The sequence below is a fragment of the Hymenobacter algoricola genome (assembly GCF_039539525.1).
GTDB classification, from domain to species: domain Bacteria; phylum Bacteroidota; class Bacteroidia; order Cytophagales; family Hymenobacteraceae; genus Hymenobacter; species Hymenobacter algoricola.
The window spans coordinates 26,917-45,182 of sequence record NZ_BAABDH010000040.1 but is presented as its reverse complement, the minus strand read 5'-3'; the positions used below and the strand labels follow the sequence as shown (position 1 = coordinate 45,182).

Here is an 18,266-nt window from a genome sequence, read left to right as displayed (position 1 = left end):
TTCCGTAAGCCGGGGTATGAAAATCGGCTACCCCTGCGTCAATGAGTCGCTCGACTGCTCCTCCGGCGCCACCTTCCGGCTGGCCTCCTACTCGGCCGAGCGGGTGGAGACGACGGTAGCCGGCAACCTGGCCTGCCTGCAGCGCATTCTGGAGTACAACGTGGCCCACGGGCTGCGCTTTTTCCGCATCGGCTCCAGCATCGTGCCCTTCGGCTCCCACCCCATCAATACCTTTGCCTGGCGCACGCGCTTCGCGGCCGGGTTTCAGGCCCTCGGCGACTATATCCGGGCCGAAAATATGCGCGTGTCCTTCCACCCCGACCAGTTTGTGGTGCTGAACTCGCCCAACGCCGACATCGTGCAGCGCAGCATCGCCGAGCTGGAGTACCAGGGCGCCATGCTGGACCTGATGGGGCTGGACTCCACCGCCAAGCTGCAGATTCACATCGGGGGGCTGTACGGCGACCGGGACGCGGCCCTGGCCCGCTTTATTGCCACCTACCGCACGCTGCCCGAAGCGGTGCGCCGGCGGCTGGTCATCGAAAACGACGACCGTCTTTTCAGCCTGCAGGACTGCCTGCGGGTGCACGAGGCCGTGGGCATTCCCATCCTGTTCGACAACTTCCACCACGAGTGCCTGCACCACGGCGAGCCGATGGCTGAAGCCCTGCGCCTGGCCGCCGCCACCTGGCACCCCGCACGCGACGGCGTGATGATGATGGACTACAGCTCCCAGCAGCCTGGCGAGCGGAAAGGCAAGCACGCCGCCACGCTGGAGGAAGAGCTGTTTCGCGGGTTCCTGGGCCACCTGCACGGCCTCGACGTAGACATCATGCTCGAAATAAAGGACAAGGAAGCCAGCGCCTGCCGCGCCATCAGCGTACTGCACGAACTCCAGCTGGTAGCGGCCGAAGCTACCGCCGCCCGTTAACCTAACTCACCCCAACCCCTTTTCTTTCTACTTATGGCCACTGATACCTCCGGCGTTGACCGCCTCACTGAAACCGTCCGGGCCCTGCAAAACGGCCTGACGGGCCTGCCCCTGAGCACGGCGATGGATAACACCGAAGCCTGGCAGCAGGAATTCCTGCAAAGCGGTATTCCCGGCCTGCAGGACATTGCCCGCGAAATCGGCACGCTGCAGTCGCTGCTGACTGCTGGCAAGCTCAACGGCCCGGCCATCGGCAGCTCGCTCAGCCTGCTGGGCACCCAAACCAACCAGTACGCGTTTCAGGCCCCGGCCGAGCAGCAGGCGCCCCTTCGCTCCCTCGGCGACCTGCTCCTGCGGCTTGCCAGCGACCTGCAGAGCTCGAAAAGCAAGTAGCCTTCTTCTTCAATTTCCCTCAAAAAGCCCGCCTGCAATTTGCAGCGGGCTTTTTGGGCTTTCGATGTACTGATGAGCCTAGCGCTGGGGCGGTGGCACGGTCTGGGCGGGCATGGTACCGCGCCGGGTGCTGCGCTGGCGCACCGGGCGTTCGGTGGTCGTGGTTCCGGGGCGGGCGGGCACCTGGTCGACGGTGGTGCGGTCCAGGGGCTGGCCCTGGGGCACGTTCACGTCGAGGTTGGTATTGCGCTGCAGGCTGGGCTGCTGATCCGTGCTCTGCTGGCTGATGGTACCGGGGTTGGTGGGCATCGTGGGGTTGGTGGACGGCAGCGTTGTCTGGTTGCCCACGCCGGCCCGCTGGGGCGAGGTTGGGGTCGTCTGGGCCTGGGCCGCGCCGGCGACGCTGAGCAGGACAGCCAGGGAAAGGATAGTCGTTTTCATGGGAAAGAAGCTAGGTTGGATGCCGGCCGGGCAGGGCCGGTTCGCTTCGCAGCTATACGCAAAGCATTGATCGGCAGACAAATAATGCCAAGTGACTATAAAGCAAAAATCCCGTTTCCGGGGTCGGAAACGGGATTTTCAGGGCTTAAAAAGCACGTCTAGCTGCGACTGCGCTCAGCCGGACGGGCTGCTGTAGCGGGTTGGGAGCCTAGGGGCGGCGGTTGATGGCGTTCAGGTCTTCGAAAGCCTGCTTGAGGCGGGTTACGAAGGTTTCTTCGCCCTTGCGCAGCCACACGCGCGGGTCGTAGTGCTTCTTGTTGGGCGAATCCACCCCGGTGGGGTTGCCGATCTGGCCCTGCAGGAAGCCTTCGTTCTGCACGTAATAGTCTTTGACGCCCTGCCACAGCGCCCACTGCAGGTCGGTGTCGAGGTTCATCTTGATGGCGCCGTAGCTGATGGCCTCGCGGATTTCCTCCTGGCTGGAGCCCGAGCCGCCGTGGAAGACGAAGTCGATGGGCAGCGCCTCGGTGATGTTGTGCTTCTGGCGCAAGAACTCCTGGGAGTTGTGCAGAATCTTGGGCTGCAGCTTCACGTTGCCGGGCTTGTACACACCGTGCACGTTGCCGAAGGCGGCGGCAATGGTGAAGCGGTTGCTGACCGCGCTGAGCTGCTCGTAGGCGTAGGCCACTTCCTCGGGCTGGGTGTAGAGCTTGCTCGAGTCCACGTCGGTGTTGTCGACGCCGTCTTCTTCGCCGCCGGTGACGCCCAGCTCAATTTCCAGCGTCATGCCGATTTTGGCCATGCGCTCCAGGTAGCGCTTGCAGACTTCGATGTTCTCCTCAATCGGCTCTTCCGACAAATCGAGCATGTGGGAGCTGTACAGCGGCTGGCCGTACTGGGCAAAATGCTTTTCGCCGGCGGTCAGCAGGCCATCAATCCAGGGCAGCAGCTTCTTGGCGGCGTGGTCGGTGTGCAGAATCACGGGCACGTTGTAGAGCTCGGCCATCAGGTGCACGTGGTGGGCCCCGGAAATAGCGCCGGCAATGCTGGCGCGCTGGTCCGCGTTGGACACCGACTTACCGGCGAAGAACTGCGCGCCGCCGTTGGAGAACTGGATAATGACCGGCGAATTCACGGCGCTGGCCGTTTCCAGCACGGCATTTACCGTGTTGCTGCCCGTCACGTTGACGGCGGGCAGGGCAAAGGCGTTGGCCTTGGCAACCTGAAACAGGGATTGTACTTCGTCGCTGTGCAGGACGCCGGCCCGCAGTCCGGTAAGAGTTGGTGCTGACATATGAGGGAATGAAGGTGGAAATCAGGAAGCGAAAGTGGTAGGTATCAGACCTGCTGCCAGCGCCGGGGCGCCGGCGGTAGCATTGGCTAGGCGGGCCTAAAGATACGGGTGGCGGGCAGAACGCCATGCGTCGGGGCGCGGCCGCCGCAGGAAGCGCGGCTCGTTTCTGCCGGCCTGGAAAGCCGGGCCCTACTCCATCCTGGTTACGCGCAGGTGATCGAGCATGGCCTGGTTTACCTCGCCGTTCATGTTTTCGTTGGCGGCCTCGAAGGTCAGCTGCAGGGTCTGCGGACCTTTTTCGAGCCGGGCCAGCACCGGGTTGGTGAAGCCCCAGTCCGACCACTCGTCTACCCCGCGCTGGGGCAGCACCACGGTGCCCAGCACCTCGGGCCCGCGGCGCAGCGTGCGGATTGCGCACTTGTTGCTGGTGTTGATGGGGCCGTTGCCGTTGGCGTAGCGGAAGTCCAGGGCGTAGAGGCCGGCGGCGGGCACCTGGATTTTGATGCTGACGCTGCGGTTCCCGGTTTTGCTGATTTCCACGAACCCCTGGCCGGTGTAGCCCTGGTACGGCTTCCCCGATTTGGCGGCGGCCGTTTCCAGCTCGTAGGTGCGGCGGAACTTGTCGGCCCCGACGGGCAGCGGCTCACTGGCGAAGCCTTCGCACCCCTGCGTATCCACGGCCAGCACCTGGTATTCGCTGTAGGCGGTGGGCGCGGGCACGGCGTAGCTGGTTTCGGTGGTGCGGGCCGCAAACTGGCCGTTGCGCAGCACCTGGTAGGCTTTGGCGCCTTCCACGGCGGGCCAGCTCAGGCGGCCCGCCGCGTAGCGCACGGCCGGCGTCATGGGCGCCACGTGGTGAGCTACCTTGTTCTGCGCAGCGGCGGCCGGCGCTTCGTTGGTCAGCTCGATGCGGATAGTGTGGGCTCCGGTGAGCGTGGCGGGCACGGTAGCCGTGGGCAGGGCCTGGCCGTCCAGGGTCAGGCTGCGGATGGTGCCGTAGCCGCTCATTTCGATGCTGAGCACGGCGCCGCGGTAGCGGAAGTTGGTGAGCTGACGGCGGCCCTGCAGCGCCCGGGGTACGAAAGGACGGAACGTGAGGCGGTCGGCCTGGAAATCCAGGCCGAACAGGCCCTTGTAGACCAGCCCCAGCGTGCCCGAGAGGCTCCAGAGCATGTTGCTGCTGTTGACCTGGGTGCCGGCGAAGTCGCCGTTGGAGGCCACGAAGTTTTCCTTGTCGGTGAGGAACATGGCCGCCGGGCGGGCCACGGCCATCAGGCTTTCCATAAACGACGCCTCATTGCCGGCCTTGGCGGCGGCCAGGCCCCAGAAGCTCTGCACGAAGGGCCAGACGGCGTTGTTGTGGTAGGGCGCAATGCCGGCAATCTGCGGATAGATGCAGGAAATGCCGTAGTCCATCACCGGGGTGCGGGCCACCACCGTTTTGGCCCGGGCTTCGTCGGCTACCCCAAACAGCACGGCCAACGCCTCGCCCAGGGCCTCACTTTTGGGCGAAAGCACCGGAAACAGGCGACCGTAGCGGTACTGGCCGTAGTAGCCCTTGTCCTCGAGCCACAGGTGCTCGTTGATGCCGGCCCTGATCCGGTTGGCGCGGGCCTGGGCCTGGCGGGCCACGGCGGCCTCGCCCAGCTGCTCGGCCATCAGGGCCAGCACGTGGTTGCCCTGGTAGTGCGCCGCATTGGTGCCCAGGTTTTCGCTCTGGTAGATGTCCACCGGCTGCATCCACTTGGGGTAGGTCTGCTCGCGCCAGTCCAGAAACGACGACTCCCCGCGCATGAGGCCCGTGGCGGCGTCGTAGGCGTTGAGCTCGTCGTCGTCAATGGAGGCTTTGATAATCGGGTACACCTGCCGCAGCCAGGCCTCGTCGCCGGTGGCCTTGTAGATTTCCCAGGCCGCGGTGGCCCAGATGATGCGGTCGGTGGAGCACGGGTAGGCGCCGCCGGTGCCGGTGTCCTGCACGATGCGACCCTGGGGCGTGACTTTGCGCAGCAGGCTGGTTTTGGCCGCTTCGGGCTGCAGGATTGCCTGCGAGAGAATGATGCTGTAGCTGATGTCGCGGGTCCAGACGCCGGCCCACTCCTGGCCGGTGCGGAACGTGCCGTCGGGTTCCACGGCGCGCCGGGCTTCTTCCAGGGCCAGGTTATACAGCGCGTCGAGCAGCGGATAGTCGGAAGTCAGCTGGGGCAGGGACGACACGTCGAGGCTGGCGTTCCACGCCGCGGCGGTGGTTTTTGCGTCGGAGTGGGCGTTGAGCACCACGGTGGCTTCGTAGATGCCGTTGCCGTCCGGATCCAGCAGCTCCAGCTGGGGCTTGTTGATCAGGTTGTCGAAATCCCAGCTCAGGGGCGTGGTGTTGCCGGCCACGAACACGTGCTTGAAGTCGGCCTGGTAAAGCTTCTGACCGTTGTAGAGCGGGTAGTAGCCCTGTTTCTGGAAGGCGGCCAGCACCGGGCGCAGATCCAGTCGGATTTTGAGCGGCGTGTTCGGGGCCAGATAGGTGTTGACGGCTACCGGCGTCTTGTCCACGTACTGCTGGCCGAAGACGATAACCGGCGTTTCGAGCGGCTGCCCGCCTTTGGGCACCGCCACAAAGACGTGGTCCTGGCCGGGCTGCATCTCGTTGTCCTTGCCGTTGAGGCTGAACTTGAAATTCACCTGCGGACTCTGAAACTCGTTGGCCGGGCTCTGGTAGTTCGATGTCAGCGCCGTGCGCGACCGGGCCCGGGCCACGTAGGTGCCCTGCACGATACTGTCGCGGTACACGCGGTAGGCCGCCGACTGCCAGACCAGCGGCGACAATGCGGAAACCGGGGCGGAGGAAGCGGTGGTAGCGGGCATTTTCTGGGTTTGGCAGGCACTGAGCAGCGAGCCGGCCAGCAGCAGGCTCCGATAGCAGGGGTTGAGTTTCATGGAAGCAGAGGGGAAAGCCGCCGGCCGCCAACAGCCGGCGGCGGAAGCTGAAGAGCCCGAAAATACAGCTTCCGGCGGGAATCCTTGTCGGCCATAATGGTACCCAGCCGGACAAACGTTTGCGCAAAACGCCCCTTAGCGCCGGTAGCGGCCCCTGCTCCTCTCCGCTGCTGAGCCGGTTTCCAACTGGCCTGGGTACCCCGCCGGGAAAGATTGCCGTGGTAAGGTCAGCCAGGCCGATCCTTATTCGCGTAGTGCTTTCTCACCCTTCCCCTTCCTCACCGATGGACCTGCACCACATCCGCCGCGGCACCGGCCGCCCCCTGCTTCTCGTTCACGGCATCGGCGGCAGCTGGCGCTCCTGGGATACCCTTATCGACGCGCTGGCGGCCGAGCGGGAGGTCATTGCCGTTGACTTGCCCGGCCACGGCGACACGCCCAAGCTGCCCGGCGAAAACTCCATCGGCACCTTCGCCGATGCGCTGACCAGCTTTCTTACCCGGCACAAGCTCCTCGGTACCGACGCCGTGGGGTCCTCCCTGGGCGCGCGGCTGGTGCTGGAGCTGGCGCGGCGCGGCGGGGTGCTCGGCGCCGTGGTTTCCCTGAATCCCGGGGGATTCTGGCAGGGCTGGGAAATTCCGGTGTTCTACCACTCCGTGGCGGTGTCGCAGAAGCTGGTGACGGCCCTGCAGCCGGTGATGCCCGCGCTGGCCGGCTCGGCCGTGGGCCGCACAGTGCTGCTGCCCCAGTTTTCGGCCCACCCCTGGGCCGTCGATGCGCCGCAGGCCATGGAGGAAATGCGCACCTTCGCCCACACGCCCGTTTTTGCTGAGCTTCTCGACCAGCTGGCCCACGGCGAAGTGCAGAAAGGCGCGCCCCGGGGCAGCATCCCGGGTCCGCTGGTTATCGGCTGGGGCCGGCAGGACCGCGTGTGCCTGCCCAGCCAGTCGAAGCTGGCGCTGCAGAAATTCCCCGATGCCCGCCTGTACTGGTTCGACAGCTGCGGCCACTTCCCCCAGTGGGACCAGCCCGAGGAAGCTACCCGCCTGATCCTGGCGGCCACCGGCGGCCACCCCTTCACGGATGCCGATATTGCCCAGCACCCGTCAAAGAAGGCGGCTTCTCCTGGCTTGCCCAAAGCGGCAGTAGTCGGGGCCGCGCTGGCAGTTCTGGCGGGCATCTGGGTCGTGGCCGCCAGGCGAAAATCGGGGCGGTGAGGCCGCCGACACGTTGTGCGCGGTTATTGCGCTACCGGCGGCTGCCCGGGCCGGGCGTAGCCGAAGCGTACGGGCGGCAGCACGGCGTGGTAGCCGTCGAGGCCGGAAATACAGGCCGTATCCAGGGCCGCCAGGTCCAGGGTGCCGTCGGTCCGTAAGCCTTCCTCACGCAGGTACACGTGCTCTACGGTGCCCACCAGCAGCACCGTGCCATTGGAAATTGCCAGCTCCTCGCGCAGGCGCAGGCCCATGCTCAGCGGACTTTCGGCTACGTAGGGTGCCGGGAAATCGTCGCGGTAAACGGCCGTAAAGCCGCACTCGTCGAACTCCGACACTTCGGGGGCGAAGTCGGCGGAGGTGTAGTGGGCCTGGGCGGCCAGGGCTAGCGGCACGTGGTTGAGCGTGTAGCAGCCGGTGCTTTTCAGGTTCTGATAGGTATGCCGCGGCACGGTGGCGGGCCGCGTCACGATACCAATCAGGGCCGGGTCGGAGCCCAGGTGCAGGGCGGAGCTGAACACGGCCAGGTTCGTGGTGCTATCGGGCGCGACGGTTCCCACGAGGTTGGCCGGCTTGAAGCCGGGCAGGCCGTTGACCAGGTTGAGGCGGTAAATCTTCTCAAAATTCCGGATGTCGGCGGCGGTAATGTGGCGCATGGGGCTGGGTTAAGGCAAAAGCAGTGGAGCTATGACCGCCGCAGGTCGTAATTGTTCAGCCCCGGGGCAGTCTTACCGGCGCCGGTTGCAACTCCTCCGGCTACGGAGCTTTTCTCGTTATCGGGAAGACCGGCGCTGGCCCGCGGGCACAAAAAAACCGCCTTCCCGAAGACGGAAAGGCGGTTTGAGGGGTGGAGCTGCAGGGATTCGAACCCTGGTCCAGACAAGGAAACCGTCGAGCTTTCTACGTGCGTATCTACGCTTGAATTTTCGTGGTACTCCGGGCGCGCATCAGGCCCGTAGAGTCCCCTTAGATGCAGTTGGGTTTCGCCCCGAAGTCACACCTCCTTCGAAACTATCTTCTACTTACGACGCCCCGTGCTCACCCGTGTAAAAGAAAACGGATGCGGGACGATGACATTACTTAGTACCTAGACTAAGCAGCCATGGCGTAGCTATACTCGCCAGTTATTGTTCGGACGAATTGTTAACGAGTGGTTCGCCCAACACTCGGCACGCTTACTCGCGACCTGCGCAAGCTGTCAATTCCGGTCAGCCCCAAATGGTAAAGAACGATTCCCGCCACGAGTGGCGGGGTGCAAATGTACGCACATCGGCAGCAAAACGTTGGCGGCGGGCAAAAATGTTCCGCCGGCCCCTTCTAAAGGTGGTAGCTAAGCCGGCGCCAGACCCGGCCACTGGGCAGCGCCGCAGCCTCAGGGTCCGGCGCCGGCCCGCTTACCGGAGCGACGCTATTTTGGGTTGAAAGGCCGGAACCCCCGTTTGCCAGAGGCCAAACGACAGCAGGTCGGCCATGGTCTCGAACTGCTTCTGCTTGGAGTCGCCGATGCCGTGGCCGGCTTCGTAGTCGGTAAACAGCAGCACGGGCTTGCCGGAAGTGGTGCTGGCCTGCAGGCGGGCGGAAAACTTGGCCGGCTGCCAGGCAATAACCCGCGGGTCGTTCATGCCGGCCGTGACCAGCGTGGCCGGATACTTCGTGTCAGGCGTCAGGTGCAGGTACGCATCCATTTCGAGCAGGCCTTTGCACTCCTCTTCCTGCTGCACGGTCCCGAACTCGGGCACGTTGACGGGGCCGTTGGGCGAGTTTTCCATGCGCACGGCATTCAGGCAGCCAACCTCCGGCATAGCTACGGCAAACAGGTCAGGCCGTTCGGTCATGGCCCGGCCAATGAGGATACCCCCGGCGCTGCCGCCGTTGATGGCAATTTTGCCCGGCCCGGTATACTGGTTTTTCACCAGGTACTCGGCGCAGGCAATGAGGTCTTTCCAGGTGTTGGGCTTGGTCGTCTTCTGCCCGGCTTTGTGCCAGGCCTCGCCCAGCCCCCCCCGCCGCGCACGTGGGGCACCGCCAATACGCCGCCCTGCTGGGTCCAGAGCAGGTAAGGCGGATAGAAAAACGGGCTGGTCGAAACGGAGTAGGCGCCATACCCCACCATCAGTACCGGAGCGGTGCCGGTGCGGGGCGTGCCTTTCTTATACACCAGCGACAGGGGCACCAGCACGCCATCGTGCGAGGGTACCATCAGCTCTTCCACCGTGAGGTCAGCAAATTCGGGGTACTGCACCTGGGACGACAGCGGCTCGGGCGTAAACTGCCGGGTGGCGGCCGAGTAGCGGAACCGCTGCCGGTCGGCCGTCCAGCCCACGGGCAGCACCCACAGGTCCGCCGACTGCACGTTCTTGGCTTCCAGCGTCAGTGTGCCGGCCGGCTGGGGCAGCCTGATTTCCTCCACCGTCTTGCTGCCTTTGGCCACGAAATACAACTTAGCCTCCACCCCATTCCTGGTACGCACAAAATACAGGCCGTCCCTGGTGGTCTTCAGCTGACCATCGTTGATGGCCTCGGTAGGACTTTCAGGTACCAGCACTTCAGCGCGGGCCACATCGGGCCGGGCCGCGGGCATGCGCATGATCTTCTCGCGCGGCGTGTCTTTCGACGTGGTGAAATAGATGTACTGCTCGTCCGAAACGAAGTTGGTGACCTCCTGCTCGGGCCGGAACAGGGGCTGCCAGCTGATGTTGGGCTTGGTCAGCGCGGCGGCCGGGGCGTAGTAGCCATACAGGTACCGATCGACGGTGCTGATCATTCCATAGGCGAGCTTGGTGTCCCGGTCGATGGCAGCATAAGGGTATTCGGCGGGCTTGATGCCCAGCTTGGGATAGAGCCGGGCCGAAAACACGGGCTGATCCTGGCTCTGGGGGGTGCCCACGCGGTGCAGCAGCGCCTGGGTATTCTGGCGGGCCGTCATGCTTTTCACGTCGGCGCTGTTGAGCGGCGAGTAGACCAGCGTGGTGTTGTCGGGCAGCCAGTCGCCGCTGCCCCAGGCCAGCGTCAGCTTTTCGGGGTACAGCTTTTTGGTCTTCACCTCCATGATCCGCATTTCCCCGATTTCCGCCCCTTTTTCGCTGATGGCAAAGGCCACCTTCGAGCCGTCGTAGGAAGGCGAAAAGCCGCTGATGGTGTAGACTTTGCCCGCTTCCGCCGTTTCGGGGTCGAAGAGCAGTACTTCCGTCCCCTGATAGCCGTCGCGGCAGTAGAGCTTGGGCTGCTGGTCCTGGGGGCGGGTTTTAAGGTAGAAGTACCGGTCGTTGTCGGCTATGCGGGGCGTAGTGACGCGGGCGGCTTTGCGGGCGTCAAAATCCTGCATCTGGTCTATCAGCCCCTGCCGGCCCGGAATGGCGTTGAGCGTCTGCCGGGCATAGTCCGCCTGGGCCTTCATCCAGGCCAGGACGGCCGGGTCCTGCAGGTTTTCGAGGTTGCGGTAAGGGTCAGTCACCGTCACCCCGAAGTAGGTATCGGTAGCCGGCACCGAAGGCGCGGCGGGTGGCAATGACTGGGCCCGGGCGGCCGGAGCAGTCAGCAGGCCGGCCGCTAACAGCAGGAAAGTATGTTTCATAAAAAACCGGGTTGGAGTGAAACAAGCAAAGCGCAGCGTCAGATGACTACCGATCAGGCTGGCAGATTGTCAGACGGCGCCGCCGCCGCGCGGCCTACTCATGCTGCTGCTGACCAAGATCATCCTAAAAATAGAAAACAAATTATATAAAATACCCCAATAGTCACATCATCATGTTACCCCCGGAGGTCGGGCAAAATCGTTGGAAACTGGTGGATGGCCGCGGCCGGACGGGTGGAATCGGGCCCAGCTTTGCATATCTTTGCGGCTAGCTCGTATGGAAAATTTCGTCGTTTCGGCCCGCAAATACCGTCCTGCCACGTTTCGGAGCGTGGTGGGGCAGCAGCACGTGACCACCACGCTGCAGAACGCCATCGTCAGCAAGCACCTGGCCCAGGCGTTCCTGTTTTGCGGCCCCCGGGGTGTGGGCAAAACCACCTGCGCCCGGATTCTGGCCAAGACCATCAACTGCGAGTTTGTGGAGGAGCACGTGCGCCAGGGCCGCCCGGTGTCGGAGCTGCTCCGCACCCAGCCCGACATCGTGCCCGACGCCCTGCGGCAGGCCCCGGACCCCGACAACACGCCCTTCGAGCTGGAAGCCTGCGGCAAGTGCGCTTCCTGCCGGGCGTTCCAGGAAAACGCTTCCTTCAACGTGCACGAGCTGGACGCGGCGTCCAACAACTCGGTGGAGGACATCCGCAGCCTAGTGGAGCAGGTGCGCTACGCCCCCCAGCAGGGCCGCTTCAAAGTGTACATCATCGACGAGGTGCACATGCTGTCGAATGCGGCCTTCAATGCCTTTCTGAAGACCCTGGAGGAGCCGCCGAGCTACGCCATCTTTATTCTGGCCACCACCGAGCGGCACAAGATTATCCCGACCATTCTCTCGCGCTGCCAGATCTTCGACTTCAACCGGATCCGGGTCGACGACATCCGCGGGCACCTGCGCTTTGTGGCCACCCAGGAGCAGATCGGGGCCGAGGACGACGCGCTGCACCTGCTGGCCCAGAAAGCCGACGGCGGCCTGCGCGACGCGCTGAGCATGTTCGACCAGATGGTGACCTTCGCCGGCCACAACCTGACCTACAAGGACGTAGTCCAGAACCTGCACATTCTGGACTACGAGTACTACTTCCGGCTGATTGACGCGCTGCTGGCCGAAAACCTCTCACAGACGCTGCTGCTGCTCGACGAGGTGATGCAGAACGGCTTCGATCTGCACAACTTCGTGGTGGGCGCCGCCGAGCACCTGCGCGGGCTGCTGGTGTGCAAGGACCCGATTACGGTGCAGCTGCTGGAAGTGTCGGACGGCATCCGGGCGCGCTACGTACAGCAGGCCCAGGCCGCCCCGCTGGCCTTTCTGCTCTCGGCCCTGAACCTGGTCAGCCAGTGCGACCGGGAATTCAAGCAGGCCAAAAACCAGCGCCTGCACGTCGAGCTCATGCTCATGAAGCTGGCTTATATAAACGGGGCCGTGCAGTTTGCCCGCGACCTGAGCGCCGGACCTTCCGCCTCCGCCAGCCCCGGCGAGGCGAAAAAAAAAACTAGTGTAGCCCCGGCCGCTGGCCCAAACGGCGCAGCAGCCCCGGCCAGCGGCCTGCTCGCCACCAACGGCACCGCCGAAACCGCGCCCGCCTACGGCGCAACCGTACCGGCACCAGTCAACCAACCACCAACCACCACTAGCCAACCCCTGGCCCACGCCCCCGCCGACCCCGAGCCGATTGTGCCGGTGGAAAGCGGGGTCGAAGAGTTGCACGATACGCCCAGCATCGAGGACGAGGCCAGCACCGAGGTGCCCGCCACCCGGCAAATGCGCGACACGGTGCCTCACGTCGAAATCGGGCGGCCCAGCATTGCCGGGCACGAGCCGGGCCAGCCGGCCGTCACGGCGGCGCCCCTGCCCCCGCGCCCGGGCATGGCCGCGCCCAAGCCCATCAGTCTGGGCACCAAGCTGCCGGGCCTGGGCAGCCTGAAAGAAATGCAGGCCCAGCGCGAGCAGCAGGCCGCGGCCAATAAAGTGCCGGTGGAAGCCGAGTACAGCGGCCCCGCCACCGGTCTGCCCACCATCGACGAGGCCCTGCTGCAGCGGGTGTGGGGCGAGCTGACCAATGAGCGCAAAGACCACAGCCTGAGCGAGTACACCATCCTGAACCGCCCCTTTCAGGCCAATGAGCAGCACCTGATTGTGCTGCACGTCGACAACCCGATTCAGGAAGACCAGTTCAACGAGTTCCGGGCGGGCTTCCTGGGCGAGCTGCGCCGCCGCACCGGCTACCCCCGCATCAACGTGCAGGCCGAGGTAGCCGAGCGGGTCGACACCGGCCGCAAGCTCTACACGTCGTCCGACAAGCTGGAGTACCTGATGGAGAAGTTTCCGATGCTGGGCGAAATGAAGCAGCGCCTGGGCCTCGACGCCGATTTCTAGCCCCCGCCGCCGCCCGAATATTTCGGGTGGCCGGCGCCGGATAGTCCAGCTCCCGCGGCGGCAGCCAGAGTAGCCGAGCCCGTAAAAGCCCCCTGAAAAGGGGGCTTTTTGCGTTCCTATAAAGAAAAAAATCCACTTCGCGCCGGAGCGGGGGCCGAACGGGGCAAGCGGCGTTTTTAATTGCCATACCAGCCGCCTATCTTTGGTTCCTTATTGCCCTGCCCTGAATACCGCCCGGAACATCCTGTGAAAAAATCATTTCTGCTTTTATTCCCGGCGTTGGCAGTAGTGAGCCTTACCCAGTGTCAGACCAGCAAGCCCGCCGCTTCGGCTGCCGCCGTGACTGACTCCGCCGCGGCTACCCCGGCTCAGCCCCGGGAGTACAAGTACGAAACCGTGGCCGGCGACCCGCTCAAGGCCCGCATCTACACCCTCGACAACGGCCTGACGGTGTACCTATCGGACTACAAGGACGCCCCGCGCATCCAGACCTACCTGGCCGTGCGGGCCGGCTCCAAGAACGATCCGGCCACCGCCACCGGCCTGGCCCACTACCTCGAGCACATGGTTTTCAAGGGCACTTCCCGCCTCGGCACCCAGAACTGGGCCGCCGAAAAGCCCGAGCTGGACAAGATTGAGGCGCTCTACGAAGCGTACCGCGCCAAAACCAACGCCGCGGAGCGCCGGAAGCTCTACCACCAGATTGACTCCGTGTCGGGTGTGGCCGCCAAGTACGCCGTGGCCAACGAGTACGACAAGGTGATGGGCGCCATCGGGGCCAAGGGCTCCAACGCCTACACCTCGGTGGAGCAGACGGTGTACCAGGAGGACATTCCCGCGAACCAGCTGGAGAAGTGGGCCGCCATTCAGAGTGAGCGGCTGGGCGAGCTGGTGCCGCGCCTGTTTCATACCGAGCTGGAAGCGGTGTACGAGGAGAAGAACCGCGGCCTCGACAACGACTTCAGCAAGGAGTACGAGGCGCTGAACCGCACCCTGTACCCGACTCACCCCTACGGCACCCAGACCACCATCGGCACGATTGAGCACCTGCAGAATCCGTCGATAACCGAGATTAAGAAGTACTTCGGGCAGTACTACAGGCCCAACAACGTGGCCCTGTGCCTGAGCGGCGACCTGGACTACGACCAGACCATCCGCGTTATCGACCAGTACTTCGGTAAGCTGCCCAGCAAGCCGGTGCCCGCGTTTACGCCCGCTCAGGAAGCGCCCCTCACCGCGCCCGTGGTGCAGCAGGTGCTGGGGCCGGATGCGGAGAACGTAATGGTCGGCTTCCGCTTTCCCGGCACCACCACCCACGAGGCGCTGCTGGTGCGCATGGTCGATAAGATCCTGACCAACGGGCAGGCCGGGCTGATTGACCTGAACCTGAACCAGCAGCAGAAGGTGCTGCAGGCCACCTCCTTCGCCGACGTCAACAACGACTACTCCTCCCACATCCTCTACGGCACGCCCCGGCAGGGCCAGAGCCTGGCCGCCGTGCGCGACCTGCTGCTGGCTCAGCTCGAGGAAATCAAAAAGGGCAACTTCCCCGACTGGCTGATTCCGGCCATCATCAACAACGAGCAGCTGCAGCGCACCAAGAGCTACGAAAGCAACGAGGCCCGCGCCGGCGCCTTTGTGGCGGCCTTCGTGGCCCGGGAAAGCTGGCAGGACTTTCTGGCCCAGTACGACGAGTTCGGCAAGATCACCAAGGCCGAAGTCGTGGCCTTCGCCCAGAAAAGCTACGGCCCGAACTACGCCCTGATCTACAAGCGCACGGGCAAGGACCTCACGGCTGCCAAAGTGGTGAAGCCCGCCATTACGCCCGTACCCGTGAATCGGGATGCCGCGTCGGCTTTCTATAAGGAAGTGACGGCCCAGAAGGCGCCCGAGCTGCAGCCAGTGTTCCTGGACTATAAAAAGGACATTCAGGAGCTGAAGCTGGCTTCCGGCGTGCCGGTGTACTACACCCGGAACACCGAGAACCAGCTCTTCAGCCTCTACTACGTGCTCGACCTGGGCACCAACAACGACCCGCGTCTGGGCCTGGCCGCCGACTACCTCCAGTACCTGGGCACCGACAAGTACACCGCCGCCCAGCTCCAGCAGGAGTTCTACAAGCTTGGCTGCTCGTTCAGCGTATCCAGCGGCCCCGACCGGGTGTTCGTCAGCCTGAGCGGGCTGGATCAGAACTTCGAGCCGGCCCTGCAGCTGTTCGAAAGCCTGCTGGCCAACCCCAAGCCCGACGCCGCGGCGCTGAAAGCGATGGTAGCCGGCACGCTCAAGGCCCGCAAGGATGCCAAGCTCAACAAGCAGGTGATTCTGAACCAGGCCCTGGTCAACTACGCCAAGTACGGCCCCAAAAACTCCTTCACCAGCCAGCTGAGCGAAAAGCAGCTGCTGGCCCTGAAACCAACGGACCTCACGGCCCTGACCAAAAAGCTCACCAGCTATCAGCACCGCGTGCTGTACTATGGGCCGCGTTTTACTAGTACCCGATACAGTAAGGAATCGGTAGAGGAAAGTAAGAAATACCCAGATATACTCTTAATACTACTACCAGGTATAGTAGAGACTCTACAAAAGCTGCACAAGACGCCCACCAAGCTGCTGCCCGTACCCGCCGACAACGACTTCGCCGAGCAACCCATCAACTCCCGCAAGGTCTATTGGGTGGACTACAACATGGTGCAGGCCGAAATCCTGTTTCTGACCAAGGGCGACCTGTACGACAAGAAGCTGGTGCCCACCACCAGCCTCTACAACGAGTACTTCGGCGGCAGCATGGGCAGCATCGTGTTTCAGGAATTGCGCGAGTCCAAGGCCCTGGCCTACGCCGTGTCGTCGAGCTACGCCAACGCCAGCAAGCTGGGCCGCTCCAACTACATCCTGTCCTACATCGGGGCGCAGAGCGACAAGGTGCCCGAGGCCATGGCCGGCATGGAAGCCCTGCTCACCGACATGCCCGTGGCCGAAGCCAACCTGCAGATTGCCAAGGACGCCATCCGCAACAGCATCGCCACCGAGCGCATCACCAAGTCCGACATCCTCTTCAGCTACGAGCGCGCCAAGCGCCTGGGCCTCGACTACGACCTGCGCCGCGACGTCTACGAGCAGGCTCCCAACCTGACCTTCGCCCAGCTCAGCCAGTTTCAGCAAGCCAAAATCAAGGGCCAGAACCAGACCATCCTGGTTATCGGCTCCAAAGACCGCCTCAACTTCAAGGAGCTGGCCAAGTACGGCCAGGTCCAGCAACTCACGCTGAAAGAGATTTTCGGCTATTAACCAGTACCCGCCATGTTAATCCGTCTGTCATCCTGAGCGGCGCGAAGCAAAGCGAAGGACCTTCCTCCTTTCACTGCCAAGCCCTTTTCCCTGAGCTAAGCCCTGGCTTTCTCATTGAGCAAGGCTGGCAGGATATCCGAGGAAGGTCCTTCGCAGGCTCAGGATGACAAATGAATAATGATAGCAGTCCAAACGGCGGCTTCTCCTTCAAAACAACCCAAACACTAATAACTGCCACCTAACCACTGGCAACTTTTTAACAATGGCAGAACAGAAAATCACCATCAAAAACGGCAAGCTGAATGTGCCGAATACGCCCGTCATTCCGTTCATTGAAGGCGACGGTACGGGTCCGGACATCTGGGCGGCTTCCGTGCGCGTTATCGATGCCGCCGTGGCCAAGGCCTACAACGGGGAGCGGAAGCTGATGTGGAAAGAGGTGATGGCCGGCGAGAAGTCCTTCAAGCAATCCGGCAACTGGCTGCCCAACGAAACCCTCGACGCCTTCCGCGAATACCTGGTCGGCATCAAGGGCCCCCTGACCACCCCCGTCGGCGGCGGCATCCGCAGCCTGAACGTGGCCCTGCGCCAGGAGCTGGACCTCTACGCCTGCCTGCGCCCGGTGCGCTGGTTTGAGGGCGTACCCTCCCCCGTGAAGCGCCCCGACCTGACCGACATGGTGATCTTCCGCGAAAACACCGAGGATATCTACGCCGGCATCGAGTACATGAACGGCACCCCGCAGGCCCAGAAGATGCTCGAATTTTTGCAGGATGAGATGGGCGTGAAGAAAATCCGCTTCCCCGAAACGTCCTCCTTCGGCATCAAGCCCGTGAGCAAGGAAGGCACCGAGCGCCTGGTGCGCGCCGCCATCGAGTACGCCCTGCTGCACAAGCGGCCGTCGGTGACCATCGTCCACAAGGGCAACATCATGAAGTTCACCGAGGGCGCCTTCAAAACCTGGGGCTATGAGCTGGCCGAGAAGGAATACGGCGACCGGGTCTACACCTGGGCCCAGTACGACCGCACCCTGGCCAAGCAGGGCCAGGAAATGGCCGACGCCCAGCAGAAAGCGGCCCTCGACAACGGCAAGCTGCTCATCAAGGACAGCATCGCCGATGCCTTTTTGCAGCAGATTCTGCTCCGCCCATCCGAGTACTCGGTAGTGGCCACCCTGAACCTGAACGGCGACTACATCTCCGACGCGCTGGCTGCCATCGTGGGCGGTATCGGCATCGCGCCGGGCGCCAACATCAACTACCTCACCGGCCACGCCATCTTCGAGGCCACCCACGGCACGGCCCCCAAGTACGCCAACCAGGACAAGGTAAACCCCGGCTCGGTGATTCTGTCGGGCGCCATGCTGCTCGAGCACCTGGGCTGGCAGGAAGCCGCCGCCCTGATCTACAAAGGCATCGAAGCCGCCATTGCCGCCAAGCGCGTCACCTACGACTTCGAGCGCCAGATGGAAGGCGCCACCCTGCTCAAGACGAGTGAGTTCGGGGACGAGGTTATTGCCCGGATGTAGTAGCTTGGCAGAAGCCAAATAAGAAACCCCGCGTTGGCTGTAAGGCCGGCGCGGGGTTTTGCCTAAAGTTAAAACCCCGCCGTCGCTCGGCTGTGCCGAGTGACCACTACGCGCTGAGCAGCTGGGCTGCGAATCCGTCCGTGCCGCCAGCACAAAACCACGCGGCGCGGGACGCTCGCGGCATAGCCGCTCCGGCGTAGTCGTCACTCGGCACCCTTCTGGGTGCTCATCTTCATGCCCTGACCGGTGG

General features: G+C 63.6%; 12 protein-coding genes and 1 other RNA gene. 6 read left to right on the top strand and 7 right to left on the bottom strand.

The genetic code is table 11. The annotated features are described in order from the left end of the window. Positions 1–16 precede the first annotated feature (16 nt). Both uvsE and ABD842_RS12215 read left to right on the top strand, forming a co-directional pair. On the top strand, positions 17–931 hold the full coding sequence (gene uvsE / locus ABD842_RS12220; protein WP_345114110.1) for a UV DNA damage repair endonuclease UvsE: 915 nt from the start codon (positions 17–19) through the stop codon (positions 929–931). A gap of 33 nt (positions 932–964) precedes the next feature. Beyond that, a complete protein-coding gene (locus ABD842_RS12215) occupies positions 965–1,324 on the top strand; it encodes a hypothetical protein (RefSeq protein ID WP_345114107.1) in 360 nt (119 codons plus the stop codon). A 78-nt stretch (positions 1,325–1,402) separates the two neighbouring features. On the opposite strand, the gene ABD842_RS12210 is transcribed toward ABD842_RS12215, so the two are convergent. From ABD842_RS12210 to ABD842_RS12200, 3 genes are all read right to left on the bottom strand, one after another. Continuing rightward, positions 1,403–1,765 (bottom strand): hypothetical protein, encoded by a 363-nt coding sequence (locus ABD842_RS12210; RefSeq protein WP_345114104.1) that lies wholly within the window; start codon positions 1,763–1,765, stop codon positions 1,403–1,405. Positions 1,766–1,973: 208 nt separating this feature from the next. Further along, positions 1,974–3,059, bottom strand: coding sequence for a class II fructose-bisphosphate aldolase (fbaA, locus tag ABD842_RS12205; RefSeq protein WP_345114101.1), 1,086 nt, complete (start codon positions 3,057–3,059; stop codon positions 1,974–1,976). 189 nt (positions 3,060–3,248) lie between these two features. Continuing rightward, on the bottom strand, positions 3,249–5,987 hold the full coding sequence (locus ABD842_RS12200) for an alpha-L-rhamnosidase-related protein (protein WP_345114098.1): 2,739 nt from the start codon (positions 5,985–5,987) through the stop codon (positions 3,249–3,251). A 284-nt stretch (positions 5,988–6,271) separates the two neighbouring features. Between ABD842_RS12200 and ABD842_RS12195 the strand changes: the two genes are divergently transcribed. Continuing rightward, on the top strand, positions 6,272–7,204 hold the full coding sequence (locus ABD842_RS12195) for an alpha/beta fold hydrolase (RefSeq protein ID WP_345114095.1): 933 nt from the start codon (positions 6,272–6,274) through the stop codon (positions 7,202–7,204). A gap of 23 nt (positions 7,205–7,227) precedes the next feature. Here the strand turns inward: ABD842_RS12195 and ABD842_RS12190 are convergent, their stop codons facing one another. The 4 genes from ABD842_RS12190 to ABD842_RS12175 form a co-directional block, all read right to left on the bottom strand. Then, entirely contained in the window at positions 7,228–7,857 is a 630-nt protein-coding gene (locus ABD842_RS12190) for a flavin reductase family protein (RefSeq protein WP_345114092.1), read from the bottom strand. A gap of 189 nt (positions 7,858–8,046) precedes the next feature. Next, positions 8,047–8,417: a transfer-messenger RNA gene (ssrA, locus tag ABD842_RS12185) on the bottom strand. 178 nt (positions 8,418–8,595) lie between these two features. Next, positions 8,596–9,198 carry a prolyl oligopeptidase family serine peptidase gene (locus tag ABD842_RS12180; RefSeq protein ID WP_345114223.1) on the bottom strand — a complete coding sequence of 201 codons (603 nt, stop codon included), beginning with the start codon at positions 9,196–9,198 and terminating at the stop codon, positions 8,596–8,598. Further along, a complete protein-coding gene (locus ABD842_RS12175; RefSeq protein WP_345114089.1) occupies positions 9,111–10,775 on the bottom strand; it encodes a prolyl oligopeptidase family protein in 1,665 nt (554 codons plus the stop codon). The genes ABD842_RS12180 and ABD842_RS12175 overlap by 88 nt, the downstream gene beginning before the upstream one ends. A 277-nt stretch (positions 10,776–11,052) precedes the next feature. Between ABD842_RS12175 and dnaX the strand changes: the two genes are divergently transcribed. From dnaX to icd, 3 genes are all read left to right on the top strand, one after another. After that, the gene (dnaX, locus tag ABD842_RS12170) at positions 11,053–13,203 is read left to right on the top strand and encodes a DNA polymerase III subunit gamma/tau (RefSeq protein ID WP_345114086.1); all 2,151 of its coding nucleotides are present in this window, start codon (positions 11,053–11,055) and stop codon (positions 13,201–13,203) included. 246 nt (positions 13,204–13,449) lie between these two features. Then, complete coding sequence (locus tag ABD842_RS12165; protein WP_345114085.1) at positions 13,450–16,488, top strand: M16 family metallopeptidase; 3,039 nt, start codon at positions 13,450–13,452, stop codon at positions 16,486–16,488. A gap of 262 nt (positions 16,489–16,750) precedes the next feature. After that, positions 16,751–18,016 (top strand): NADP-dependent isocitrate dehydrogenase, encoded by a 1,266-nt coding sequence (icd, locus tag ABD842_RS12160; RefSeq protein ID WP_345114083.1) that lies wholly within the window; start codon positions 16,751–16,753, stop codon positions 18,014–18,016. Positions 18,017–18,266 lie beyond the last annotated feature (250 nt).